Below are 24,293 nucleotides of genomic sequence, written 5' to 3'. Positions count from 1 at the left end.
TCACCCGGGTGATCGCCGCTGGGTGACGCATACGGACGCTCGGCACCGGCCGGTCAGTCCAGATAGCCGCGTAGCTGGTCGGCGAAGGCGTGGTCGCGGAGTTTGTTGAGGGTCTTGGACTCGATCTGGCGGATGCGTTCGCGGGTGACGCCGAAGATGCGGCCGATCTCCTCCAGCGTGCGGGGGCGGCCGTCGGCGAGGCCGTAGCGGAGCTGGACGACCTTGCGTTCGCGCTCGCCGAGGGTGGAGAGGACCGCTTCGAGGTGCTCGCGCAGCAGGAGGAAGGCGGCGGACTCGACGGGCGAGGTGGCGTCGCCGTCCTCGATGAGGTCGCCGAGAGCGACGTCCTCCTCCTCGCCGACCGGGGCGTGCAGGGAGACCGGTTCCTGGGCCAGCCGCAGGACTTCGGAGACGCGTTCCTCGGTGAGTTCGAGGTGGGCGGCGACCTCTTCTGTGCTCGGCTCGTAGCCGTGCTCCTGCAGGAGGCGGCGCTGGACGCGCACGACGCGGTTGATGAGTTCGACGACGTGCACGGGGACCCGGATGGTGCGGGCCTGATCGGCCAGCGCCCGGCTCATCGCCTGCCGGATCCACCAGGTCGCGTACGTCGAGAACTTGTAGCCGCGGGCGTAGTCGAACTTCTCGACGGCGCGGATCAGGCCGAGGTTGCCCTCCTGGACGAGGTCGAGCATGGTCAGTCCGCGGCCGACGTAGCGCTTGGCGACGGAGACGACGAGCCGCAGGTTGGCCTCGATCAGCCGCCGTTTGGCCATCCGGCCGTTGACCACCAACCGGTCGAGATCGACGGCGAGTTGGGAGTCCAGATCCGGGAAGTTGTTCAGCTTCTCCTCGGCGAACAGGCCGGCCTCGACCCGGCGGGCCAGCTCGACCTCCTCGACGGCGGTGAGCAGCGGGATCCGGCCGATCTCCCGCAGATACTGCCGGAAGAGGTCGGCGGACGGGCCCGCCGCCTCTTCGCGGGACCGGCGTTCCCGCTCCTCGCTCTCGTCCTCGGGGTCCCTGGCCTCGGGTTCCCGGTCCGCCTCGGCGTCCACCGTTCCCACCGCTTCTACCGCATCCATCGTTTCTATCGCTTCCACCGGCTCCGCCCTTTCGGGACGGGCGGCGGCGCGCTTCTGTTCCGGGACCCGCTCCCTCTCCCTCTCCCTCTCCCTCAGCTCGGCCTCGGGTTCCATCAAGGCCACCTCGGCCACGGTCGTCAGGGGGTGGGTCTGCACGGGAGCGACCTCCATGGTGAGCACAGTCACGGGCTCGGAGACGCACGGCATTGGGACGGTCGCGGCCTGGCCGCTGTCCGTCCGGGAGTTCGCCGTATGCGGATCACCGGTCGCATCTCTGTCTGCAGAATCCGGTATTCCGCGCTCCGAGGACTCAGGCACCGACACCCAGTGTGGGGTACGACACACCCCTGCCACGAGGGGCGTGCGTCGCCTTTTTCGGGCCAATGTCACGGGATGCGCACGATCCGTTACCCGGGTCGCTTGCGCCTACCGCAGAGCTGCGACGCCTTCTACGCGCAGGCGGTACTCGTACTGCTGGAGGGCCCACAGCTCGCTGTGGACGGCGGCGAGATGGTCGGCCTCGGCGTGCGGGCCGAGGCGGGCGAGGTTCGCGCGGACCTCGCTGATACGGCGCTCGACGGCCCGCAGCCGGACCTGGACAAGCACCTCGTCGGCGTAGACATCGGGCGCCTTGTGCATGACGGCTTCCACCGCCAACTCGGTGACCATCGAGCGGACCGTGTCGTCCGGGGCGAGGTCGCGGACCCGGGCGAGATAGCCGTCGTCGGCGTGTTCGGTGCCGCCGGCCTCGGCGATGGCGCTCCGGACGGCGGCGTAGGGCGGGGCGGTGAACTCGTCCTCGCCATAGGCGTCGAAGGCCGGGGAGACCAACTGGGGGTGCTGGAGGGCGAGTTTGAGCAGCTCCCGCTCCACCCGGTGGACGGGGCTGCGCAGGTCCAGCCGCGGACCGCGGGGTGGCTGGGGGCGGGTGACGGTCTGGGCGGAGCCCTGCTGCGGCCGGTCGCGGCGCGGCTCGGGGCCGCCGCGCCGGCTCCCCCGGTCACGGGCCCAGCGGGCGAGCTGGGAGACCCGGCGGACGACGAACTGCTCGTCCAGGATGCCGAGTTTGGAGGCGAGCGACACCGCGTACTCGTGCTGGATGGAGCCGTCCTTGATCCCGGCGACGATCGGCGCGGCTTCCTCCAGGGCGGCGGCGCGGCCCTCGGCGGTATCGGTGTTGTGCCGGGCGACGGCGCTGTGGATGGCGAACTCGAAGAGCGGGGAGGACTGCTCGACGAGGTTGCGCACCGCCGCGTCGCCGTCGGCGAGGCGCAGCTCGCACGGGTCCATGCCGCCGGGGCTGATCGCGATGGAGGTACGGGCCGCGAACTTCTGGTCGTCCTCGAAGGCACGCAGCGCGGCCCGCTGGCCGGCCGCGTCGCCGTCGAAGGTGAAGACGACGTGCGAGCTGGAATTGTCCATCAGCAGCCGGCGCAGGATCTTGATGTGGTCCTCGGCGAAGGCGGTGCCGCAGGTGGCGATGGCGGTGGTGACACCGGCGAGGTGGCAGGCCATGACGTCCGTGTAGCCCTCGACGACGACCGCCTTGCCGGTCTTGGCGATCTCCTTCTTGGCGAGGTCGATGCCGTACAGGACGTGGGACTTCTTGTAGAGCGGGGTCTCGGGGGTGTTCAGGTACTTGGGCCCGTTGTCGTCCTCGCGGAGCTTGCGGGCGCCGAAGCCGATCACATCGCCGGTGATGTCGCGGATCGGCCAGATCAGCCGGCCGCGGAAGCGGTCGATCGCGCCGCGGCGGCCCTCGCTGGCGAGGCCGGAGGTGAGCAGCTCCCGGTCGGTGAAGCCCTTGCCGCGCAGGAAGCGGATGAGGTGGTCCCAGCCGGCGGGCGCGTATCCGACGCCGAAGTGCTCCGCGGCGGCCTGGTCGAAGCCGCGCTCGGTGAGGAACTTGCGGCCGATCTCGGCCTCGGCGCCGCCGAGCTGCTCCACGAAGAACTGGGCGGCGACCTTGTGGGCCTCGATGAGCCGGATCTTCTCGCCCTGCTGGCGGCCGGGGTTGTACCCGCCCTCGTCATAGCGCAGGACGATGCCGGTCTTGGCGGCCAGCCGCTCGACGGCCTCGGAGAAGGAGAGGTGGTCGAGCTTCATCACGAAGTCGAGCGTGTCGCCGCCTTCTTGGCAGCCGAAACAGTAGAAGAGCCCCTTCGAGGGACTCACCTGGAACGAGGGGGACTTTTCATCATGGAACGGGCAAAGCCCCTTGAGATTCCCGCCACCCGCGCTCTTGAGCTGCAGGTACTCCGAGATGACGGCGTCGATCGGGACCGCGTCCCGGACCGCCTTGACGTCCTCATCCTTGATCCTGCCTGCCACCCGTGAAGTCTACGGCCCAGCTGTGACACCCCGGATCAGCCGGGCTCGCGGGCCCGGAGATCCTCCGCCCCCGCACACCTATTGACCTGTCCGGGGCCAACCACTAGCTTCCCCAATTGTTAGGAAGCTTTACTATTCAGATGCGGACCGATGGAGAGGTGGGCGTATGCCCCACGAGCACAGTCGACGCGGGCTCGGCATGGCGGCAGCCGCGGTCACAGCCGCCGCTGTCGTCGCGGCGCTGCTCAGCGGCGGCGCCGGCACCGCTGAGGCCGCCACCACCGGCCAGGTCCGGGTCAACCAGGTCGGCTACGACGGCAGCGGCACCAAGGAAGCCTTCCTGCTGGCCAAAGGCGCAGCCTCCGGCGCCACCTGGAAGCTGCTCGACAGCCATGGCGCCACCGCCGCCACCGGCCGGACCGGCACCAGCCGGGGCAGCTGGAACGCCGCCTATCCGGCCGTCTACCTGATCGACTTCAGCGCCGTGCAGACCAGCGGCACCTACCACCTGGTCGTCAGCGGCGCGGCCACCGGCGCCTCGCCCTCCTTCACCATCGGCAGCGCCCAGGCCGTCTACGCCAAGCCCGCCACCGATGCCACCGCCTTCTTCCAGGCCCAGCGCGACGGCCGGAACGTCATACCGGGAGAGCTGAACCGCAAGCCCGCGCATCTGAACGACGCGCACGCCACCGTCTACAACTGGCCCACCTTCACCAGCAGCGACGGCGACACCATCGCCAAGGCGCCGACGAAGGCAGGCGGAACGGTCGACGCCGAGGGCGGCTGGTTCGACGCGGGCGACTATCTGAAGTTCACCGAGACCACCACCTACGCCGACGCCGCTCTGCAGATCGCGGCCCGCGAGACCGGCGCCTCCCCCACGTCCGCGCTCGGCGCCGAAGCGCAGCACGGCCTCGACTGGCTCGACAAGATGTGGGACGGCGACACCGGGACCCTCTACATCCAGGTCGGCCTCGGCTCGGGCACCGCCAGCGGCAGCGTCGTCGGCGACCACGACTCCTGGCGGCTGCCGCAGAAGGACGACGCCGACACCGCCAACCCGTTCCTCCGTGACCGCCCGGTGTTCCGGGCCGGTGCCCCCGGCTCCAGGATCAGCCCCAACCAGGCCGGCCGGCTCGCCGCGGACTTCGCGCTCGGCGCCCAGCGCTACGCCGTCTCCGACCCCGCGAAGGCCAAGGGCTATCTGACGGCCGCCGCGCAGGTCTACGCACTCGCCGACACCCACCCGGGCACCCTCGTCACGACCGTCCCGCACGCGTACTACCCCGAGACCAGCTGGCAGGACGACCTGGCCTTCGGCGGCGCCGAGCTGGCGCTGGCCGCCCAGAAGCTCGGCGACTCCCGCGCCGACGGATGGCTGAAGCAGTCGGCGACCTGGGCGAAGGCGTACGGCACCACCGGTGACACGCTCAACATGTACGACACCAGCGCGCTCGCCTACGCCGATCTGGCCCGCGCCATCAAGGCCGCCGGGCAGCCGGCCGGGCTGCCGGTCTCGTACGACACCCTGGTCGGCAACCTCAAGGCGCAGATCGCCTCGGGGCAGGCCCGCGCCGACAAGGACCCGTTCCACGCCGGCGCGGTCTACAACGACTTCGACGCCGACTCGCACACCCTCGGCCTGGCGACCACCACCCGTCTGTACCGGGGTCTGACCGGCGACACCTCCGTCGACCGGTTCGCCGTCCAGCAGCTCGACTGGTTGCTCGGCGCCAACGCGTGGGGCACGTCCTTCATGGTCGGCGAGGGCTCCACCTACCCCCAGTGCACCGCGGGCCAGCTCGGCAACCTCGCCGGGAGCCTCGACGGCAAGGCGCCGCTGGAGACCGGCGCGATCGTCAACGGGCCCAACGGGTCGTCGCAGTTCAACGGCGGCCTGGGCGACTACCTCGCCGGCATGCGCAAGTGCCCGGCCGCCGGCGATCCGTTCGGTGCCTTCACAGGGCACGGAAGTCGCTATGTCGACGATGTCAGGTCCTGGCAGAGCTCCGAGCCCGCGCTCGACATGGACGCGTCGGGACTGCTGGCGTTCTACCTGTCCAGCTAGGCCCTGTCGGGTCCGGTCCGGTCCCCGTTCAGCGCGGGCCGGGCCGGTCCTGGTCCAGCTTGATCACGAAGATGAAGTGCGGTCCGCTCGGTTCGATGACGAACTCCTCACCCGTCACGGTGAAGCCGAGGTGCTCGTAGAAACCCTGGGCCGACGTCCGGCCGTTGCACCAGACCAGCTCGGCGCCGCGGGCCGTGGCCTCCACGAGACCGGCGCGCAGGACGGCCGCGCCGTACCCCTGGCCGCGCACTTCGGGGGCGCTGCCCATACCCCGGAAGCGGTATGCGGCGGCGCCCTCGCCGCGCAGCGGGTCGGGGAAGAAGGTGACGCACGCCTGGACAGCGCCCTCGTCGTCGTAGGCCGCGATGTGGAAGGCGGGCTCGCGGGAGTCCTCCGGGTAGACCGCGCTCTCGCGGGGCAGTCCGGTGCGCAGCACCGCCCAGCGCAGCGCGAAGATCTCCTCGACGGGTACAACGGCGGTGCGCATGACGTGGTCCTCTCCTGGTCAGTCCAGGAAAGAGGCTAGCGGCACGGTCGGATCGGACAGCTGGTCGGGGTCAACGGAACGGCCCGAGCGGATCAGCTGCTGGATGGGCTCCGTCACGTCCCAGACGTTGACGTTCATCCCCGCCAGGACGCGTCCCTCGCTGAGCCAGAAGGCGATGAACTGCCGCTTTCCGACATCGCCCCGGCACACCACCTGGTCGTAGCTCCCGGGCGCGGCATGGCCGGAGAACTCCATGCCCAGGTCGTACTGGTCGGAGAAGAAGTACGGGACCCGGTCGTAGCTGACGTCCCGGCCAAGCATGGCGCGGGCGGCGGCCGGACCGCTGTTGAGGGCGTTGGCCCAGTGTTCGACGCGCAGCCGGCCGCCCAGCGGGTGTTCGATGTTGGCGACATCGCCGGCCGCGTAGATGTGCGGGTCGGAGGTGCGCAGCGAGGGATCGACGGCGATACCGCCGCCCGCCGCGCGGTCGGCGAGGGTGAGCCCGGCGGCCTCGGCGAGCGCGGTGCGCGGGGCGGCGCCGATCGCGGCGAGGACGTCATGGGCGGGGTGCTCCTCACCGTCGTCGGTGAGAGCGGCCAGCACCATGCCGTCGTGGCCGGAGATGCCCGCGAGCTTCGCGCCGAACTTGAACCGGACGCCGTGTTCGCGGTGGAGGTCGGCGAAGACCCCGCCGAGTTCGGGGCCGAGCACCGAGTACAACGGGGTCGGCTCGGGCTCCACGACGGTGACCTCGGCACCGTAGCCGCGCGCGGCGGCGGCGACCTCGAGGCCGATCCAGCCCGCTCCGGCGATGACGAGGTGGCCGTTCTCGCGGCCGAGCGACGTCAGTACGTGCTTGAGGCGCTCGGCGTGCGCGAGCCGCCGCAGGTGGTGGACGCCCGCCAGATCGGTGCCGGGGATGTCCAGCCGCCGCGGCTCGGCGCCGGTGGCGAGCAGCAGTTTGTCGTACGGGAGGACGGTGCCGTCCCCGAGCCGCACCGTTTTGGCGGCGGGGTCGAGGTGCACGACCGGCTGGCCGAGGTGCAGCTCGATGTCGTGCTCGGCGTACCAGGCCGTCTCCTGGACGAAGACCGAGTCGCGTTCCGCGCTGCCGATCAGATAGCCCTTGGACAGGGGCGGCCGTTCGTAAGGGTGCTCGCGTTCATCGCCGATCAGGATCACCCGCCCGGTGAAGCCCTCCGAGCGGAGCGATTCAGCCGCCTTCGCCCCAGCGAGTCCCGCTCCGACGATGACGAAGGTCTGGTCTGCGTCCACCACTGTGCGCCTCCCCAACAGATGCCGTATCTGCGAGCGTCCCTCACGTCACGGCTGGCGGGAAGAGCGCCGCGCCGAGTCGACAAAGCGCCCCTCGTATGCCTCACGCGCCTCCAGCAGTTCTGAGAGGTGCTGCCGCGCCCAGTCACAGGTGGCCTCGATGGGGGCGAAGAGGGTACGTCCGAGGCTCGTGAGCTCGTACTCGACGCGGGGCGGATTCTCGTCATGGGCGGTGCGGGTCACGATGCCGTCGCGGATGTGAGCCGGGGCCGGTTTCGTTGCGGTAACCGGCAGGTCGGCGGCTACGGTCCCGTCAGTCGACAACGGGAGGCCGTTATGAGCAGGATCGCGGTATTCGGTGCGGGCGGCCAGTTGGGCCGGCTGGTGGTGGCGCAAGCGGTCGGGCGCGGGCATCAGGTGACGGCGGTGGTGCGGGATCCGGCGAAGTACCCGGAGCTGGCCGGTGCCGGGGTGACGCTCGCCGCCGGTGACATCACGGACGCCGGCAGCGTCGCGGCGCTCTCGGCGGGCCATGACGTGGTGGTCGGCTCCGTGTACGGCGCGGAGGTGGCCGCCGGCCAGCTCTACCCGGCAGCGGCACGGGCGCTCCTCACGGGGGTGGGAACGACGCGCCTGCTGGTCGTCGGCGTGGTGTCCACCCGCGAGGTCGAGCCGGGCCTGATGGTGTTGGACACACCCGGATTCCCGGCGGAGGGACGGGATTTCTCGCTGGCGCGGGTGGCGGAACTGGAGCTGCTGCGGGGCGCGGGGCCGGAGGTGGACTGGCTGCTGATGATGCCGCCGATGGAGATCGACCGCGCGCTGCCGGCCGTGGAGATCCTCGACGAGATCGAGACGCCGAAGCATCACCGGACGGCGGTTCCGGCCGGGGGCTGACGGAACCGGCCATCCGTTCGCCGCCCCGCCGTCCCGCTACCCCGCCGCCCCGTACCGTCAGGGCGCGGTCACAGGAGTCGTGCGGATCTTCCCGAAGTGAGCCGTGCGTGCAGCACGGTGGCGGTCGCGTCGGTGAGCGAGGCGATCTGGTCGACGACCGCGCGCAGCCGCGCGCGGTCGTCGGGCGCCTCGTCGAAGATGCCGCGGAACTGCGGGTCCAGGCCTTCGGGGGCGCGGGCCAGCAGCGCTTCGGCCAGCTCGCCGATGAGGACGCGCTGGTCGGCGCGGCGGCGCTCCTGCGCGGCGCGCTGCATGACGTAGCGGTCGGCGACCGCCTTGAGGACCGCGCACTCCAGGCGCTGCTCGCGCGGGACGACCAGCTCGGCGCGGTAGCGGGTGAGCCGCCCGGTGCCGTACGCCTCGCGGGTGGCGCGCTCGGCGCCCAGGCAGAACCGGCCGATGAGCTGCGAGGTGGCGTCCTTCAGCCGGGCCTGGGCGATGGCCGAGCCGTCATAGCCGTGCGGCCACCACTCCTGCTCCAGGAGCCGGTCGAGGGCCTCGGCCAGCTCGTCGGGGGACGCGTCGGACGCGTACCGGTCGCCGGCGCAGGCGAAGATGTCGGCGCGCTCGGGCTCGGCGAGCAGCAGGTTGGGGTCGAGGTGGCCGGCGTGCAGGCCGTCCTCCACGTCGTGCACGGAGTACGCGACATCGTCGGACCAGTCCATGACCTGGGCCTCGAAGCACTGCCGGTCGGCCGGCGCGCCCTCGCGCAGCCAGTCGAAGACCGGCAGATCGTCCTCGTAGGCCCCGAACTTGGGGCTGGCGGGGTTCGTGGGGTGACCGCCCCGGGGCCACGGGTATTTCGTGGCGGCGTCCAGGGCGGCGCGGGTGAGGTTCAGGCCGACGCTCACCATCGTGCCGTCGCCGTCGCGCACGAAGCGCTTCGGCTCGATGCGGGTCAGCAGGCGCAGCGACTGCGCGTTGCCCTCGAAGCCGCCGCACGCCTCGGCGACTTCGGACAGCACCTGCTCGCCGTTGTGCCCGAAGGGCGGATGGCCCATGTCGTGCGCCAGGCACGCGGCTTCCATGAGATCGGGATCGCTGCCCAGGGCGAAGCCCAGCTCCCGTCCCACCTGCGCGCACTCCAGCGAGTGGGTGAGCCGGGTACGCGGGCTGGTGTTCATCAGCGCCGAGCCCGGGTCCACCACCTGGGTCTTGCCCGCCAGGCGTCTGAGCGCGGCCGAGTGCAGCACCCGCGCCCGGTCGCGCTGGAACGCGGTGCGGCCCGGCCGCTTGTCCGGCTCCGGCACGAAACGGTCGGTGTCGGCGTCCCCGTAAGGCCCGTACCGCTCATACGGCCCGAGGTGCGCGGCCGCCGCGTCGGTCCGGTAGTTCGCTTCCATGCCTGTGACCGTAACGCTCCGCAGTGACAGACGCGCCTCGGCGGCACTCACGCCCTTACGCGCTGGCCAGATGAAAAGGCGCCGCGAGGGTGGGGGCGGCGAGCGCCTGGTCGTACCGGTGCAGCACCAGACGGGCCATGGCGCTGTGCGCGCCGAGCGGCGCCGCCGCGATCCAGGGGGCGGCGGCGGAGGCCTGGGCGGCGAACCGCCCGGGGGCGGTGAAGTACGAGGCGACGGCGACACGGTGGCCGCGCGCGGTCAGCGCACCGACCGCCTCCGCGACGGACGGTCCCACGCCGGAGGCGTAGCCGGGGAGCACGGGGACGCCGCCCAGCCGCCGGCTGAGCAGCTCGGCGGTGTGAGCGGTGTCGGCGGCCGCGTCGGGGTCCCGGGAGCCCGCGGCGGCCAGGACGACGCCCGCGCGCCGCACGCCCTTGCGCCAGCCGGCCTCCGCGAGACGCACATGCAGGGCTTCGGCGAGCAGCGGGTGCGGGCCGAGCGGCGCGGCGGTCAGCCCGCGCAGGTGCGGTGCGCGGGCCAGCGCCTGCGGAAGGTCCTGCTTGACGTGGTAGCCGCGGCCGAGCAGCAGCGGGACGAGCACCACATCGCCGCGCAGTGCGGCGAGCGTGTCGTCGAGGAGCGGCTCGTTCAGCTCGATGTGACCGAGGTGTACGGGCAGGTCCGGGCGCAGCGCCCGGACCCGGTCGAGCAGCGCGCGCACGGTGCGCAGCGCCCCGGGGTCACGGCTGCCGTGCGCCACGGCGACCAGGGCGGGGGCGTGCGGTGCCCGCGACTCGCGCGGCTTGCGCGGCTCACGGCGTTCATTCGGCTCACGGCGTTCACGCGCTTCACGCGGGACCGAGGTGAGAGTGACGTGGGAGAGCTGGCTGCTGAGCTGTGCGGTGATCCGGTTCAATAGCTGCGCCGTACTGTCGAAGCTGCCGAAGGTGTCAGCGGGGGCCGGGCCGTGCTCCGGGTGCGGTTTCGGATGCGCTGTCGACGCCGTCATAGGCCGAGCCTGAAGTGCGCAGGTTGCGCCCGCATTGCGCGGGGATGACAAGTGTTTTCCTTGAGCTCACGCGCGTCCTGGCGGCCTGTGAGCTTGCCGGGCGCGTCCCCAGTCCCCGCCCGGCACGAGCCGGCCGGACTCGCGCAGCGCGCGGGCCAGCTCCTCCCCCGCGAGGTACACCCAGGCCGCGCGGGCCCGGCCGTCGCACCACACCTCGCGCACGACCCGCTCGTACAGGTTTCCCGGCGCCCCCGGCACGTGCTCCTCCAGCCGGTCGAGATCGGCGAGGACGGACTCGTACAGCTCCGGCAGGAGGTGCACCAGGTCACCGTGGACGGAGGCGGCCTCGGCGACGGCCTCGCCGGCGGTTCCGGTGACGGCGACCGCGTACGGGTACCCGGGCCCGTCGTAGAGCACCGCGCCGGGCAGCTCGGCGGGGCGCTGGGCGGCGGTGCGTCCCTCCAGGAGGCCGTGGTTGGCCTCGCCGGGGCGCAGCGTCCCGTACACGAAGAAGGGCAGGCGGGGCAGGGTCGGCGGGGTCAAGGAGACGGTCCTCTCGTCGCACGGCGCGAGTCGGCGGGTTGCTCGCGATGCGGCCTCCATGGTGCCGCGTCCTTGGCACCGTGTCCGGTGCTCCGTTCCCGTACCGCACTCCTGTGCCGCACTCCTGTGCCGCGTACCCGTGCCGCCTCCAAGGTGCCGCGTTCCCGTGTCCGGAACCGCGGCGGCGCCGTACGCGTCGATCCGGACGACAGTGATGGTCTGCGAGGGGACATGTGCATGGAGCCGGGCCGGATACGCGCGGCGGTGCCCGCCGCGCTGCGCAGGCTGCGCCCGCCGAGGACCCGGCGGGGTTGGCGCCGCCTGCTGCGGGGCGCGATGATCTGCTCCGTCCTGGCGCTGCTGCCCGCCGGCTGGCTGCAGGTCTCGGCGGACAGCCGGGTGCGGGCGGGCGCGGACGTACCGGCGGAGCCGGTGGCGGTGGTGTTCGGGGCGGGGCTGGCGGACGGCAAGCCGACGCCGTATCTCGCGCACCGGCTGGACGCGGGGGCGGAGCTGTACCGGGCGCACAAGGTGCGGGCGATCCTCGTCACCGGCGACAACAGCCGCACCGGCTACAACGAGCCGGGCGCGATGCTCCGCTATCTGGAGAAGAAGGGCGTGCCCGCGTCGAAGGTCGTGCTGGACTACGCGGGATTCGACACCTGGGACTCGTGCAGCCGAGCCAAGCGGATCTTCGGAGTGAACCGGGCGATCCTGGTCAGCCAGGGTTTCCACATCCGGCGGGCGCTGGCGCTGTGCGACGCGGCGGGCGTCGAGGGGTACGGCGTCGGGGTCGACGAACCGCACGACGCCACCTGGTTCTACGGCGGAGCGCGTGAGGTCATCGCCGCGAGCAAGGCTGCGCTGAACGCCGCGGTCAAGCCCGACCCGGCCTTCCTCGGGCCCAGGGAACCGGGCGTGACGCGGGCCCTCACAGGGGACCCGGCGGCGCGCTGAGGGGCGCGTACCGGCCGCGTAACCCCGTCGCGTACCGGGGCGAAACACGCACGCCGCAGGCTGGGCGCATGAGCCCGAGCACCGTTGACACCCACTGTCCCTACTGCGCCCTGCAGTGCGGGATGGGGCTCGCGACGCGGCCCGAAGGCGGCGTCGAGGTCGTGGAGCGGCCGGCGTTCCCGGTGAACCGGGGCGCGCTGTGCGGCAAGGGGCGCACCGCGCCCGAGGTGCTGGCACGCGGCGCCCGGCTGACCGGACCGCTGGTCCGCGGCGCGGGCGGGGAGCTGGAGCCGGCCGGCTGGGGCGAGGCGCTGGACCGGGTCGCCGAGGGGCTGCTGCGGACCCGGGCCGCGCACGGCCGGGACGCCGTGGGGGTCTTCGGCGGCGGCGGGCTGACGAACGAGAAGGCGTACGCGCTCGGCAAGTTCGCGCGGGTGGTGCTGCGCACCTCGCAGATCGACTACAACGGCCGCTTCTGCATGTCGTCGGCGGCCGCCGCCCACCAGCGGGCCTTCGGGCTCGACCGGGGTCTGCCCTTCCCGCTGGAGGACATCGCCCGCACCGGCTGCGTGATCCTCGTCGGCTCCAACCTCGCCGAGACGATGCCGCCCGCGCTGCGCTATCTGACGGAGCTGCGTGAGCGCGGCGGCAAGCTGATCGTCGTCGACCCGCGCCGCACCCGTACCGCCGAACACGCCGACCTGCATCTGCAGCCCCGGCCCGGCACCGACCTGGCGCTCGCGCTCGGGCTGCTGCACCTGGCCGTCGCCGAGGGGTATCTGGACGAGCCGTTCATCGCGGAGCGTACGAACGGCTGGGCCGAGGCCCGGCCGGGTGTCATGGCGCACTGGCCTGAGCTGGTCGAGCGCATCACCGGGGTGCCGGTGCCGCAACTCCGGGAGGCCGTACGGATGTTCTGCGGCACTCCAGGGGGCACCTCCCGGACGGAGTCCGGGGGAGGCATGGTCCTGACCGCGCGCGGCCCCGAGCAGCAGTCCAAGGGCACCGACACCGTCAGCGCCTGGATCAATCTGTGCCTCGCCACCGGCCGCGCGGGCCGCCCGCTCTCCGGCTACGGCTGCCTCACCGGGCAGGGCAACGGGCAGGGCGGGCGCGAGCACGGCCAGAAGGCCGACCAGCTGCCCGGCTACCGCAAACTGGACGACCCCGCGGCGCGCGCGCACGTGGCGGCGGTGTGGGGCGTCGACCCCGACGACCTGCCCGCGCCCGGCCGCAGCGCGTACGAACTGCTCGACGCGCTCGGCGTGGATGTCCACGCGCTGCTGCTGATGGGCTCCAACCCGGTCGTCTCGGCGCCGCACGCCGCGCACATCACCGAGCGGATCGCCTCGCTCGGCTTCCTCGCCGTCTGCGACGTGGTCCTCTCCGAGACCGCCGCGATGGCGGACGTGGTGCTTCCCGTCACGCAGTGGGCGGAGGAGACCGGCACGACCACCAATCTGGAGGGCCGCGTCATCCTGCGCCGCAAGGCGATCGACCCGCCGCCCGACGTCCGCACCGACTTGGAAGTGCTGAACGGTCTCGCCTCGCGCCTCGGCTGGGAGAAGGGCTTCCCCGCCGACCCCGAGGAGGTCTTCGACGAGCTGCGCCGCGCTTCGGCGGGCGGCCCGGCCGACTACTCGGGCATCACCTACCGGCGGATCGTGGAGGAGGACGGCGTCTTCTGGCCGTGCCCGGAGACGAGGCCGGAGACCGGGCCGGAGGTCACGTCGGCGGCCGTCCCCGCGACCGGGCCCGGGCCCGCACCGCACCCCGGTACGCCACGCCTCTTCCTCGACCGTTTCGCCACCCCTGACGGCCGCGCCCGCTTCGTCCCCGTCCTCCACCGGCCGTCCGCCGAGGAGCCGTGCGCCGACTATCCGCTGTATCTGACGACCGGCCGCGTCCTCGCCCAGTACCAGTCGGGTGCCCAGACCCGCCGTGTCCCCGAACTCAACGCCGCCTCCCCCGGCCCCTTCGTACAGCTCCACCCCCAGCTCGCCGCCCGGCTCGGTGTGTCCGAGGGCGATGAACTCGCCGTGACCAGCCGCCGCGGCCGCGCCGTCGCGCCCGCCCGCGTCAGCACCGCGATCCGCCCCGACACCGTCTTCATGCCCTTCCACTGGCCGGGCGAGGGCCGCGCCAACACCCTCACCAACCCGGCCCTCGACCCCACGTCCCGCATGCCGGAGTTCAAGGTCTGCGCGGTCCGCGTCGAGGCCGCCGACCGGGTGCGGACCTGAACATATGCTGGGTGCCTGACCGCCTGACCGACAGAAGGAGCGGCCGTGCCCACGCCTCACAGCTATGACACCCAGGTCACCTGGACCGGCAACCTCGGTACCGGAACCAGCACTTACCGTTCCTACGACCGCTCCCACGCGGTGTCCGCCGCCGGCCTGCCGACCATCCTCGGCAGCTCCGACCCGTCCTTCCGAGGCGACGCGACCCGCTGGAACCCCGAGCAACTGCTGCTCGCCGCGCTGTCGCAGTGCCACATGCTGGCCTATCTGCACGTCTGCGCCGTCGGCGGCGTGACCGTGACCGGCTATACGGATCACGCGCACGGCACGATGGAACAGACCGCGACCGGCGGCCACTTCACCGAGGCGGTACTGCGCCCGCAGGTCGAGGTCGCCTCCCAGGACATGGCCGACAAGGCCATCGCCCTCCACGACGACGCCCACCGCTCCTGCTTCATCGCGAGCTCGGTGAACTTCCCGGTCCGCCACGACCCGGTCGTCACGGTCCGCCCCCTCGCCTGACCCACTCCTGGCCCGACGCTGAGCGGAAGATGTCAGGTCCGCGCGCGGAGGCGGCGGAGCATACGGGCGTCCTCGAAGCCGACGGCGCGGGCGGCCGATTCGACCGTGGTGCCGTGGGAGATGAGGTGTTCGGCGCGCTCGACGCGCAGCACCTGCTGGTAGCGGAGCGGGGTGAGGCCGGTGGCCTCGCCGAAGCGGCGGGTGAGGGTGCGTTCGCTGACGCCGGAGGTGGCGGCGAGGTCGGCGAGGCCGAGGTGTTCCGAGAAGCGCGCGTCGATGAGGTCCTGGACGCGGTGGACGGCGTCGCTCAGATGGGAGCGGTGCCGGAGCATGGCGCTGGCCTGCTGCGCGTCGCCGTTGCGCCGGGCGAAGACCACCATCTCGCGGGCCACCCGGGCGGCGGCGCCCGGGCCGTGCCGGACGGCGACGAGGTGGAGGGCGAGGTCGATGCCGCTGGCGATGCCGGCGGAACTGATGACGCGGTCGTCGATCACGTAGAGGACGTCGCGGACGACCGTGGCGCGCGGGTAGCGGCGGGCGAGTTCGTCCTGCACGTCGTGATGGGTGGTGCAGCGCCGCCCGTCCAGGAGCCCGGCCCGGCCGAGGGCGTCGGCGCCCGCGCAGATGCTGGCGACGACCCCGCCCGCGGCGTGGTGGTCGCGCAGCCGCTGGAGCGTGGCCGCGCCGATCTGCCCGTTCTGGCGGAGTGTGCTGGACCGCCAGCCGGGGACGATCACCAGGTCGTCGGGGGCGAGGTCCGGCCAGCGGGTGTCCGCCCTGAGCGGGACGCCCTGGGCGGTCGGGATGTCTTCCTGCTCGGCGACGTAACGGGTCTCGTAGTCGTAGCCGTGGTCGGCCGCGGTGGAGAACACCTGCGCGGGCCCCGCGAGGTCCAGAAGATGCAGCTGCGGGACGAGCAGGAAGACGACCCGGGTCACGATCCGGTCAGCTCCTTGACGGTGGTGACCCTGGCGAACCGGCCGGCGAGCGCGTACTCGGTGCGGGCGATGATGTCGTCGGTGGACAGGGTGAGCGGGTCGGCGAGGATCTCCTCCACCGAGCGGTCGGCGGGTGCGTCCCAGTGCTCGCGGGGGGTGGTGGCGGTCGCGTCTACGACGAAGGTGACCTCGTAGCCGAGGTCGGAGGCGAGCCGGGTCGTCGTCTCGACGCACTGCTCGGTGCGGATGCCGCTGGTGATGACCTCGGTGACACCCCGCGAGGTGAGGAGCTGCTGGAGATTCGTGGTGGTGAAGGCGTTGTGCGAGGTCTTGGAGAGCACCGGCTCCCCGTCGAGCGGCTCCAGCCCCTCCATCAGGCGTACGTGGCCGCCGGCTGGGTCGAAGACGCCTCCGGTGCCCGGCTCCGAGTGCAGCACCCAGACGACGAGGTCACCCGACTCGCGGGCGTACGCCACGAGGCTGTTCACCTTCCCGACGATGCCGGGGTTGGACGAGGCCTGCCACAGCGGGAGCTGCCGGAAGGACTCCTGGACGTCGATGACGATCAGTGCTCGGTTCATGCCTCGATCCTGGCCCTCGGAGTGGCCCCCGCGACAGACACCATTGTGCCTGGATGCGGACCGATCCGGTCAGCGATCACTCTTCGGCGGCCAGCGGCCGCAGTACGGCGAGCAGCGCCGCCCGGTCGGGGACCGCGCCGAAGAACGCCGCGTCGGCGGCCTCGACCGCGGCGACCGCCTCGGTGGCGAGCCGCGCTCCCGCCGGTGTGATGCCGAGCCGCTTGGCCCGGGTGTCGCCCGGATCGGTCACGCGGGTGAGCAGGCCCTTGTCCTCCAGCCGCCGCACCACCTGGGACGTCATCTTCACGTCCGTGCCACTGTGCCGGGCCAGCCGGAGCTGGTTGGGCCGCTCGCCCCGGCCGTCCAGCCACCACAGGCCGGCCAGCAGGACGAACTGGGCGTGGGTGAGGTCCAGCGGGGCCAGGGCCGCCGCGATGGCGTGCTGCCAGTGGAGCGAGGCGCGCCAGAACAGGAAGCCGGGACTGTCGTCGGGTGCGGGCACCGTCCGACCGTACCGGTCCCCGTGGCCCGGGACGCCGGGCCGGGCCACCCCTGACACGCCGCGCCTCACGGCAGGGCCACCCGTACGCTCACACCTCGCCCGGTGCGGCGAAGAGCGCACCGTTCCCCGCAGGAAATGGCGGTGATGCGGCCGGGTAACAGCCGCCGCGCAGGCTCGTGGGCATGGGCATGGACATCGTGGTGATCGGCGGCGGGATGGCGGGCGCGCGCCTGGCGCAGCAGCTCGCTCCGCACGACGTGCGGGTGACGCTCATCGGCGAGGAGCAGCACGCGCCGTACAACAGGGTGCTGCTCGCCGAGGTACTCGCCGGGCGCTACGCGCCGGATGTCATCGCGCTGCCGGCCGCGGGCTGTACGGTCCGGCGCGTGGTGCGGGTGGACCGCGCGGAGCAGGTCGCGGTGTGCGACGACGGCTCGGTGGTCCGGTACGACCGGCTGGTGCTGGCCACCGGCTCGAACCCGGTACTTCCGCCGCTGCGCGGCCTGTTCGAGGACGGCCGGGGCGATCTGCCGCTGGGTGTCCACGCCTTCCGCACCATGGACGACTGCCTGGCGCTGTCCGAGGCGGTGGGCCCCGGCGTGCGCGCCGTGGTGGTCGGCGGCGGCCTGCTCGGCGTCTCCGCGGCCCGGGCACTGGCGGCGCGCGGCGCCCAGGTGGTCCTCGCCCAGCAGGGCGAATACCTCATGGAACGCCATCTGGACGAGCCGGCAGGCAGGCTGCTGCGCGCCCATCTCGAGTCGCTCGGCGTGGAGGTCCACACGGAGTGCCGGGTGCGGGGGCTGCGCACACAGTCCCCCGGCGCGCAGGACGGCCCCCGCGTCGTGGAGTCCGTCGAACTCGCCGACGGCTACTGCCTGGGAGCCGACATCGTCGTTCTCGCCTGCGGAGTGCGCCCCCGCGTCGGACTGGCGCAGGCGGCCGGACTCGACGTCGCCAAGGGCATCGTCGTGGACGACGAGCTGCGTACGTCCGACCCGCGCATCCACGCGATCGGCGACTGCGCGCAGCACCGGGGCGTCGTGTACGGCCTGGCGAACGCGGCCCGCGAGCAGGCCGATGTGCTGGCGCGGCTGCTGGCCGGCGAGACCGCCGCCGGCTACGGCGGCACCCGCGCGCTCACCCGGCTGACCCTCGGCGGCTCCGCCACCCCCTTCGGCAGCACCGGTATCGCCCCCTTCGACATCGCCGCGTTCGGCGACCCGCGTCCCGCTCCCGGCGACGACGTGCTGCGGCTCGCGGACGCGACCCGCGGCGCGTACCGGAAGGTCGTCATCCGTGACGACCGGCTGGTCGGCGGGATCCTGCTCGGCGATCTCGCCGCGGTGGGCACGCTCGCCCGCACCTGGGAGGCCGACGAAGCGCTCCCGGCCACGTCCGCTCCGCTGCTCCACCTGCTCACCAACGACGGAGGTTCCTGACCATGGCTGCTGACACGACGGCCGCAGACCGGACGGCCGCAGACCCGACGGCTGCTCCCACGATCGTGCTGGTCGGACACGGCATGGTCGGACAGCGGTTCCTGGAGGCACTGGCCGACCGGGGGGTCACCGATCGCGCGCGGGTGGTCGTGCTGTGCGAGGAGCCCCGGGCGGCGTACGACCGGGTCCATCTGACCTCCTACTTCTCGGGGACGACACCCGGTGAACTCGCCCTCGCGGAAGAGGGGTTCATGGAGCGGCACGGCATCGAGCTGCACCTGGGCGATCCCGTGCTCACGATCGACCGCGCGGCCCGTACGGTGACGGCCCGCTCCGGGCTGACCGTCGCGTACGACACGCTGGTGCTGGCCACCGGCTCGTACCCGTTCGTGCCGCCCGTGCCGGGCAAGGACGCCGAGGGCTGCTTCGTGTACCGCACGATCGAGGACCTGCTGGCGATCGAGGAGTACGCCAAAAAGGGCACGACCGGCACCGTCGTCGGCGGCGGACTGCTGGGCCTCGAGGCGGCGGGCGCGCTCAAGGGGCTCGGTCTCGACACCCATGTCGTGGAGTTCGCGCCGCGTCTGATGCCGGTGCAGGTCGACGAGGGCGGCGGCGAGGCGCTACGGCGCACGATCGAGGAGATGGGGGTCGCCGTCCACACGGGCGTCGGCACCCAGGCGATCGAGGCCGGCGAGGACGGCCGCGTCGCCGCGATGTCGCTGTCGGACGGCTCGTCGCTCGCCACCGACCTGGTGGTCTTCTCTGCGGGCGTACGGCCCCGGGACCAGCTGGCCCGGGACTGCGGCCTGCCGGTCGGCGAGCGCGGCGGGATCGTGGTGGACGACCAGTGCCGTACGCCGCAGGACGATGCGGTGTACGCGATCGGCGAGTGCGCGCTGGCCTCCGACGGCCGGGTGTACGGACTGGTCGCGCCCGGCTACGAGATGGCGGAGACGGCCGCGAAGGAGATCGCGGGCGACGCGGGCTCCTTCCGCGGCGCGGACCTGTCGACCAAACTCAAGCTGCTCGGCGTGGACGTGGCGAGCTTCGGCGACGCCCACGGGGCGACCCCCGGCTGCCTGGACGTCCTCTACTCCGACTCCCGTTCCGGTGTGTACAAGAAGCTGGTGGTCTCGCGCGAGGGCGTGCTGCTGGGCGGCATCCTCATCGGCGACGCCGACTCGTACGGCATGCTGCGCCCGCTGACCGGCTCGGTGCCGCCCGTCCCGCCCGAGCGGCTGGTGCTGCCGGCGGGCGCGGGCGCGCCGGTCGAGCTCGGGCCGTCGTCACTGCCCGACACGGCGGTGATCTGCAGCTGCCACAACGTCACCAAGGGCGCGATCCTGTCCGCCGTCGCCGAGCACTCCTGCACCACCGTGCCGCAGATCAAGAAGTGCACCAAGGCCGGTACGGGCTGCGGCAGTTGCCTCAAGGTGCTGGGCCAGCTGCTGCCCGCCGCCGAGGACAAGGGCCTGTGCGGCTGCTTCGCCCACACCCGGCAGGAGCTGTACGAGATCGTGCGGGCGCTGCGCATCACGTCGTACGCCGAACTGCTCGACAACCACGGCCGTGACGGCGCCAGGGGAAGCGAGGGCTGTGAGATCTGCAAGCCCGCGGTCGCCTCGGTCATCGCCTCGCTCGCGCCGTCGATCGGCGCGCCGACGCATGTACTCGACGGCGGACAGGCCGCGCTCCAGGACACCAACGACCATTTTCTCGCCAATATCCAGCGCAATGGCTCGTACTCGATCGTGCCGCGCATCCCCGGCGGTGAGATCACCCCGGAGAAGCTCATCGTGATCGGCGAGGTGGCCCGGGACTTCGGCCTCTACACGAAGATCACCGGCGGCCAGCGGATCGACCTCTTCGGCGCCCGCGTCGACCAGCTGCCGCTGATCTGGACCCGGCTGGTGGACGCCGGGTTCGAGTCCGGCCACGCGTACGGCAAGGCGCTGCGTACGGTGAAGTCCTGTGTGGGCAGCACCTGGTGCCGCTACGGCGTCCAGGACAGCGTGAAGATGGCCATCGACCTGGAGCTGCGCTACCGGGGCCTGCGCTCACCGCACAAGCTCAAGTCCGCCGTCTCGGGCTGCGCCCGCGAGTGCGCGGAGGCGCGCGGCAAGGACTTCGGGATCATCGCCACCGCGTCGGGCTGGAATCTGTACGTCGGCGGCAACGGCGGCGCCGATCCGCGCCACGCGGATCTGCTGGCGCAGGATCTCAGCGACGCGGAACTGGTGCGCCTCATCGACCGGTTCCTGATGTTCTACATCCGCACCGCGGACCGGCTGGAGCGCACCTCCGCCTGGCTGGGGCGGATCGAGGGCGGCCTCGAGCACGTACGCGATGTCGTCGTGCACGACTCGCTCGGCATCTGCGAGGAGCTGGAGGCGCTGATGTCGGACCATGTCGCGGGCTACCGCGACGAGTGGGCCGACACGATCAGCGATCCCGAGCGGCTGAGCCGTTTCGTCTCGTTCGTCAACGCGCCGGACGTTCCCGACCCCAGCGTCCGGTTCGTCGAGGAGCGCGACCAGATCAAGCCCGACCTCGCCGCGCCGGCCGGACCCGTCCTGCTCGCCGGCCCGTCCCTCACCATCCGCACCCTCGAAGGGACGGTCACGTCATGACCATCGAACTCCTCCTCGACGACGAGTGGTTCCCCGTCTGCGACGACATGCTGCTGACCCCCGGCCGCGGGGTGGCCGCCCTGTTGCCCGACGGCAGGCAGGCCGCCCTCTTCCAGGACCGGCACGGCACTCTGTACGCGATCGACAACCGCGACCCGTTCACCGGCGCCCATGTGCTGTCCCGCGGCCTGATCGGCTCGGACGCCGGCCGCGCCTACGTCGCCTCCCCGCTGCTCAAGCAGCGCTTCGACCTGGCCTCGGGCCGTTGCCTGGACGACGAATCGGTCAGCAACGTCACATATGCCGTACGCATGATGTAATCCGCGCCCCGCCGACGGCGGATCGGGCACCGCCGCAGACACGCCGCGAATTGACAAGGTTAGGCTTACCTAACTTAAGATCCTGATTCGTGTTCACCAATCAGCGGGCGGCCGTCAGCGGTCAGCTCCCCTCCCCGGTACGGCGGATACCGCTGTTCCTCCTCGGCGCCGTCGCGTTGGTGCTCTGCGCCCTCGCGAGCCTCGCGCTCGGGTCGCGGCCGGTGCCGATCAGCACCGTGATCGACGCGCTCTTCGGTCACGCCCACGGCCGCGACGCCGTGGTGGTCACCGGACTCCGCGTACCGCGCACCCTCGTCGGACTCGCGGTCGGCGCGGCGCTCGGGGTGGCCGGAGCCGTCGCACAGGGCGTCACCCGCAACCCGCTGGCCTCGCCGACCACTCTGGGGATCAACGCCGGCGCGGGTTTCGCCGTGGTCACCGCGATCTACGCACTGCATCTGACCCATCCCGCCCAGTACCTGTGGTTCGCGTTCGCCGGAGCCGCGGCCGCCGCGCTGTTCGCCCAGACGCTCGCGCGGCGGGCGGACGACCTCGACCCGGTACGCCTCGCGCTCGGCGGCACCGTGCTGACGGCCGTCCTGGTGTCCTGGACATCGGCCGTGATGCTGGCGAGCAACCGCACCCTGGACGAGGCCCGGTTCTGGCTCGCGGGCTCCCTGGCCGGGCGGGGGCTCGACGTGCTCTACCCCGTACTCCCGCTGATCGCCGTCGGCCTGGTGCTCGCACTGACCATCACCCCGGCACTCAACGCCCTTGCCCTGGGCGACGAGACCGCGCAGGCGCTGGGCGTGCCAGTGGCCAGGATCCGGGTGGCCGGCGGCCTCGCCGTGGTGCTGCTCGCCGGCTCCGCCGTCGCGGTGGCGGGCCCGGTCGCCTTCATCGGCCTGGCCGCCCCGCACCTGGTGCGCCTGGTGTTCGGCAACGACCACCGGCTGCTCGTGCCCGGCTGTCTGATCGCCGGCCCCGTGCTGCTGCTCAGCGCCGACGTCCTGGGCCGCGTCGTGGTCGCGCCCTCCGAACTCGAAGTCGGCATCGTCACCGCCTTCCTCGGTGCCCCGCTGCTCGCGGTGCTGGCCCGGAAGGTGGCCCGATGAATCCCCCGGCCTCCAACACCTCTACGACCGCTGCGAAGACCGCCATTCTGCCCGCTCTCCCCACAGAGCCGCGCACCGCGACCCGGCGGCGGCCCTCCCCGCGACGGCGCACCGTGCTGCTGAGTGTCTGCGCCGGGGCGGCGATCCTCGTGCTTGCCACCACCGCGCTCACCACCGGGCAGATCCCGATGCCCCCGCTCACCGCGTTGCGCGCCCTGATCGGGCTCGGCGACCCCGGCGATGTGCTGGTGGTCCAGGAGTTCAGGGCCCCCAGGATGGCCGCGGCGATCGTCGCGGGATCGGGACTCGCCGTCGCGGGTGCGCTGCTGCAGCGGCTGTTCCGCAATCCGCTCGCCTCCCCCGATGTGATGGGGGTGACCGGCGGCGCCTCCCTCGGAGCCGTCGCGCTGCTCGCCGCCGGCGCCTCGCAGACCCTCATCCCGGTGGCCGCCCTCGGCGGCGGACTGCTCGCCGCCGTCCTGCTCGGCGCGTTCGCCTGGCGCTCGGGACTCGGCGTCACCCGTCTCGTCCTGGTCGGCCTGGCCGTCCAGGCGGGGCTGGCCGCCGCCGTGAACCTGATGGTGGTGCGGTTCCCCGCCGAACTCGCCAACTCAGCGCTGCAGTGGACCACCGGCTCGCTGTACGGGCGGACCTGGACCGAAGTGTCCGCCGCGGGCGGGGCCGTCGCCGCCGCGATGGCCGTCGCCTTCGTACTGCACCGGCGGCTGGCCGTCCTGGACCTGGGCGACGACTCGGCAGGCGGGCTCGGCCTGGCGCCGTCCACCGCGCGCCTCCAACTGCTTCTCACCGCCGTCGTGCTGGCCTCGCTGGCCGCCGTGCTGACCGGCCCGGTCGCGTTCGTGGCGCTCGCCGTACCGCATGTCGTCCGCTTCATCGCCGGGCCGCCGACCGCCGGAACGCTGGCGCTGTCGGCGCTGACCGGCTCCGTCCTGCTGCTCGGTTCCGACCTGGTGGTGCAGCACCTGCTGCCGGTGCACGGGCTGCCCGTCGGTGTGGTCACCGCGACCCTCGGCGCCCCCTGGCTACTGGTGTTGATGATCCGTCAGAGCAGGCCGACGCACAGGAGTTTCGGATGACCGCCCCCGCCGCCCGCCGGCCCCACTCGAAGCAGCCCCACTCGAACCAGCTCTCCACGCACGGCCTCGATCTGCGCTACGGCGACCACCTGGTGGTCGGCGGCCTGGACCTCGTCCTGCCGGGCGGCGCCATCACCGCCATCGTCGGCCCCAACGCCTGCGGCAAGTCGACACTGCTGCGCGGGCTGACCCGGCTGCTCGCCCCGGCCGCCGGCAGCGTGGCCCTGGACGGCGCGGACATCCACCGGATGCCGGCCCGTTCGCTGGCCCGCCGGATGGGTCTGCTGCCGCAACAGCCGGTCACCCCCGACGCGATCACCGTCGAGGCGCTGGTCCGGCTCGGCCGCTATCCGCACCAGCGGCTGCTCAGCCCCTGGTCGGCCACCGACCAGGCCGCCGTCGACGAGGCGCTGGAACGCACCGGCACCACGGAGCTGCGCGACCAGCAGGTGGACCAGCTCTCGGGCGGCCAGCGGCAGCGCGCCTGGATCGCGCTGGCCCTGGCCCAGGACACCGAGCTGCTGCTCCTCGACGAGCCCACCACGTTCCTCGACCTGCGGCACCAGCTCGACGTACTCGACCTGGTCGCCGACCTGCACGCCGAGGCCGGCAGGACCGTCGTCATGGTGCTGCACGACCTCGGGCAGGCCGCCCGGTACGCCGACCACCTGGTCGTCCTGCAGAACGGGCGGCTGGCCGCGGCCGGGCCGCCCGCCGAGGTGCTCGACGCGGCCCTGGTGAAGTCCGTCTTCGATGTGGACTGCCAGGTCATCCCCGACCCCGAGACCGGCACCCCGCTCGTCGTCCCCCGCGGCCGGGCACGGCGCCACGCCGCCGCCTGACTCCGTACC

Annotated in this window: 22 protein-coding genes; 11 read left to right on the top strand and 11 right to left on the bottom strand. The window is 72.5% G+C overall.

Going from position 1 to position 24,293, the window contains the following annotated elements:
* Positions 1 to 53: 53 nt before the first annotated feature.
* Together QMK24_RS24880 and dnaG are read right to left on the bottom strand one after the other, a co-directional pair.
* Complete coding sequence (locus tag QMK24_RS24880; protein ID WP_502962623.1) at positions 54 to 1,400, bottom strand: RNA polymerase sigma factor; 1,347 nt, start codon at positions 1,398 to 1,400, stop codon at positions 54 to 56.
* 108 nt (positions 1,401 to 1,508) lie between these two features.
* A complete protein-coding gene (gene dnaG, locus QMK24_RS24875) occupies positions 1,509 to 3,413 on the bottom strand; it encodes a DNA primase (RefSeq protein ID WP_283468994.1) in 1,905 nt (634 codons plus the stop codon).
* A 166-nt stretch (positions 3,414 to 3,579) separates the two neighbouring features.
* Between dnaG and QMK24_RS24870 the strand changes: the two genes are divergently transcribed.
* The gene (locus tag QMK24_RS24870) at positions 3,580 to 5,481 is read left to right on the top strand and encodes a glycoside hydrolase family 9 protein (protein WP_283468993.1); all 1,902 of its coding nucleotides are present in this window, start codon (positions 3,580 to 3,582) and stop codon (positions 5,479 to 5,481) included.
* 28 nt (positions 5,482 to 5,509) lie between these two features.
* Here QMK24_RS24870 and QMK24_RS24865 read toward each other — a convergent pair whose 3' ends face one another.
* From QMK24_RS24865 to QMK24_RS24855, 3 genes are read right to left on the bottom strand one after another with little or no spacing between them, the layout of a single operon-like run.
* Complete coding sequence (locus QMK24_RS24865; RefSeq protein WP_283468992.1) at positions 5,510 to 5,968, bottom strand: GNAT family N-acetyltransferase; 459 nt, start codon at positions 5,966 to 5,968, stop codon at positions 5,510 to 5,512.
* 18 nt (positions 5,969 to 5,986) lie between these two features.
* The gene (locus QMK24_RS24860; RefSeq protein WP_283468991.1) at positions 5,987 to 7,246 is read right to left on the bottom strand and encodes an NAD(P)/FAD-dependent oxidoreductase; all 1,260 of its coding nucleotides are present in this window, start codon (positions 7,244 to 7,246) and stop codon (positions 5,987 to 5,989) included.
* A 45-nt stretch (positions 7,247 to 7,291) separates the two neighbouring features.
* A complete protein-coding gene (locus QMK24_RS24855) occupies positions 7,292 to 7,567 on the bottom strand; it encodes a winged helix-turn-helix transcriptional regulator (protein WP_349307908.1) in 276 nt (91 codons plus the stop codon).
* Positions 7,568 to 7,579: 12 nt separating this feature from the next.
* Here QMK24_RS24855 and QMK24_RS24850 point away from each other — a divergent pair, with 12 nt between their 5' ends.
* The gene (locus QMK24_RS24850) at positions 7,580 to 8,140 is read left to right on the top strand and encodes an NAD(P)-dependent oxidoreductase (protein ID WP_283468990.1); all 561 of its coding nucleotides are present in this window, start codon (positions 7,580 to 7,582) and stop codon (positions 8,138 to 8,140) included.
* A gap of 68 nt (positions 8,141 to 8,208) precedes the next feature.
* Here the strand turns inward: QMK24_RS24850 and QMK24_RS24845 are convergent, their stop codons facing one another.
* From QMK24_RS24845 to QMK24_RS24835, 3 genes are all read right to left on the bottom strand, one after another.
* Positions 8,209 to 9,543 carry a deoxyguanosinetriphosphate triphosphohydrolase gene (locus QMK24_RS24845; RefSeq protein ID WP_283468989.1) on the bottom strand — a complete coding sequence of 445 codons (1,335 nt, stop codon included), beginning with the start codon at positions 9,541 to 9,543 and terminating at the stop codon, positions 8,209 to 8,211.
* A gap of 55 nt (positions 9,544 to 9,598) precedes the next feature.
* Positions 9,599 to 10,552, bottom strand: a complete 954-nt coding sequence (locus QMK24_RS24840; RefSeq protein ID WP_283468988.1) for a sirohydrochlorin chelatase — start codon at positions 10,550 to 10,552, stop codon at positions 9,599 to 9,601.
* A 66-nt stretch (positions 10,553 to 10,618) separates the two neighbouring features.
* Positions 10,619 to 11,095 carry a gamma-glutamylcyclotransferase family protein gene (locus tag QMK24_RS24835; protein WP_283468987.1) on the bottom strand — a complete coding sequence of 159 codons (477 nt, stop codon included), beginning with the start codon at positions 11,093 to 11,095 and terminating at the stop codon, positions 10,619 to 10,621.
* Between the two features lie 237 nt (positions 11,096 to 11,332).
* Between QMK24_RS24835 and QMK24_RS24830 the strand changes: the two genes are divergently transcribed.
* From QMK24_RS24830 to QMK24_RS24820, 3 genes are all read left to right on the top strand, one after another.
* A complete protein-coding gene (locus tag QMK24_RS24830; protein WP_283469008.1) occupies positions 11,333 to 12,052 on the top strand; it encodes a SanA/YdcF family protein in 720 nt (239 codons plus the stop codon).
* Positions 12,053 to 12,120: 68 nt separating this feature from the next.
* Entirely contained in the window at positions 12,121 to 14,295 is a 2,175-nt protein-coding gene (locus QMK24_RS24825; RefSeq protein ID WP_283468986.1) for a molybdopterin oxidoreductase family protein, read from the top strand.
* Between the two features lie 45 nt (positions 14,296 to 14,340).
* Positions 14,341 to 14,817, top strand: coding sequence for an OsmC family protein (locus QMK24_RS24820; protein ID WP_283468985.1), 477 nt, complete (start codon positions 14,341 to 14,343; stop codon positions 14,815 to 14,817).
* A 32-nt stretch (positions 14,818 to 14,849) separates the two neighbouring features.
* On the opposite strand, the gene QMK24_RS24815 is transcribed toward QMK24_RS24820, so the two are convergent.
* The 3 genes from QMK24_RS24815 to QMK24_RS24805 all read right to left on the bottom strand — a co-directional run bounded on the left by QMK24_RS24815 (position 14,850) and on the right by QMK24_RS24805 (position 16,838).
* Positions 14,850 to 15,755, bottom strand: coding sequence for a GlxA family transcriptional regulator (locus QMK24_RS24815; protein ID WP_283468984.1), 906 nt, complete (start codon positions 15,753 to 15,755; stop codon positions 14,850 to 14,852).
* A complete protein-coding gene (locus tag QMK24_RS24810) occupies positions 15,752 to 16,336 on the bottom strand; it encodes a cysteine hydrolase family protein (RefSeq protein WP_283468983.1) in 585 nt (194 codons plus the stop codon). The genes QMK24_RS24815 and QMK24_RS24810 overlap by 4 nt, the downstream gene beginning before the upstream one ends.
* A 76-nt stretch (positions 16,337 to 16,412) precedes the next feature.
* Positions 16,413 to 16,838, bottom strand: a complete 426-nt coding sequence (locus QMK24_RS24805) for a MarR family winged helix-turn-helix transcriptional regulator (protein WP_283468982.1) — start codon at positions 16,836 to 16,838, stop codon at positions 16,413 to 16,415.
* 182 nt (positions 16,839 to 17,020) lie between these two features.
* On the opposite strand from QMK24_RS24805, the gene QMK24_RS24800 reads away from it, so the two are divergent.
* From QMK24_RS24800 to QMK24_RS24775, 6 genes are all read left to right on the top strand, one after another.
* On the top strand, positions 17,021 to 18,277 hold the full coding sequence (locus QMK24_RS24800; RefSeq protein WP_283468981.1) for an NAD(P)/FAD-dependent oxidoreductase: 1,257 nt from the start codon (positions 17,021 to 17,023) through the stop codon (positions 18,275 to 18,277).
* A 2-nt stretch (positions 18,278 to 18,279) separates the two neighbouring features.
* Entirely contained in the window at positions 18,280 to 20,910 is a 2,631-nt protein-coding gene (nirB, locus tag QMK24_RS24795) for a nitrite reductase large subunit NirB (RefSeq protein WP_283468980.1), read from the top strand.
* Positions 20,907 to 21,230 carry a nitrite reductase small subunit NirD gene (gene nirD, locus QMK24_RS24790; RefSeq protein WP_283468979.1) on the top strand — a complete coding sequence of 108 codons (324 nt, stop codon included), beginning with the start codon at positions 20,907 to 20,909 and terminating at the stop codon, positions 21,228 to 21,230. The genes nirB and nirD overlap by 4 nt, the downstream gene beginning before the upstream one ends.
* 146 nt (positions 21,231 to 21,376) lie before the next feature.
* Positions 21,377 to 22,345 carry a FecCD family ABC transporter permease gene (locus QMK24_RS24785; RefSeq protein ID WP_283469007.1) on the top strand — a complete coding sequence of 323 codons (969 nt, stop codon included), beginning with the start codon at positions 21,377 to 21,379 and terminating at the stop codon, positions 22,343 to 22,345.
* Entirely contained in the window at positions 22,342 to 23,442 is a 1,101-nt protein-coding gene (locus QMK24_RS24780; protein WP_283468978.1) for a FecCD family ABC transporter permease, read from the top strand. The genes QMK24_RS24785 and QMK24_RS24780 overlap by 4 nt, the downstream gene beginning before the upstream one ends.
* Complete coding sequence (locus tag QMK24_RS24775) at positions 23,439 to 24,284, top strand: ABC transporter ATP-binding protein (protein WP_283468977.1); 846 nt, start codon at positions 23,439 to 23,441, stop codon at positions 24,282 to 24,284. Before QMK24_RS24780 ends, QMK24_RS24775 begins: the two co-directional genes overlap by 4 nt.
* The last annotated feature ends 9 nt before the right edge of the window (positions 24,285 to 24,293 follow it).

It is taken from the genome of Streptomyces sp. PH10-H1, assembly GCF_030063355.1.
Classification (GTDB): domain Bacteria; phylum Actinomycetota; class Actinomycetes; order Streptomycetales; family Streptomycetaceae; genus Actinacidiphila.
The sequence above is the reverse complement of the archived record's forward strand: the minus strand, read 5'-3'. Positions and strand labels throughout refer to the sequence as shown.